We start from the raw sequence: 276 nt of genomic DNA, 5'->3' as shown, positions 1-276 counted from the left end.
CGCTCAGGCTGACAAATGGCAATAATCACTGCCGGCAACCCTGCTCCCGTGCCGATATCTAGCAACGATCCAGCGGGTAAATGCGTTATAATAGACAGACAATCTATCACATGCTTGATCAGCGCTTCTTCTGGATCAGTAATGGCGGTCAGATTATACGCTTTATTCCATAATAAAAGCTGGTCTAAGTACAATAATAACGTGCGCTGCTGCGTTTCACTTAACGGCAGACCTAGCTCATTTATCGCTTGCGCCAAGATATTGGCCAGCTTTGGC

At 46.7% G+C, this 276-nt stretch carries 1 protein-coding gene; it reads right to left on the bottom strand.

Features of this window, described 5'->3' with window-relative positions; all coding sequences use genetic code 11:
• Positions 1–269: RsmG family class I SAM-dependent methyltransferase (locus AAEY88_RS13355; RefSeq protein WP_350563165.1), on the bottom strand; the 269-nt coding region annotated here is incomplete at its 3' end.
• Positions 270–276 lie beyond the last annotated feature (7 nt).

This window comes from Psychrobacter sp. CAL346-MNA-CIBAN-0220, from assembly GCF_040309805.1.
Classification (GTDB): Bacteria; Pseudomonadota; Gammaproteobacteria; order Pseudomonadales; family Moraxellaceae; genus Psychrobacter.
Note: the sequence above shows the minus strand (reverse complement) of the source record. Positions and strands in the feature narration are given on the sequence as shown.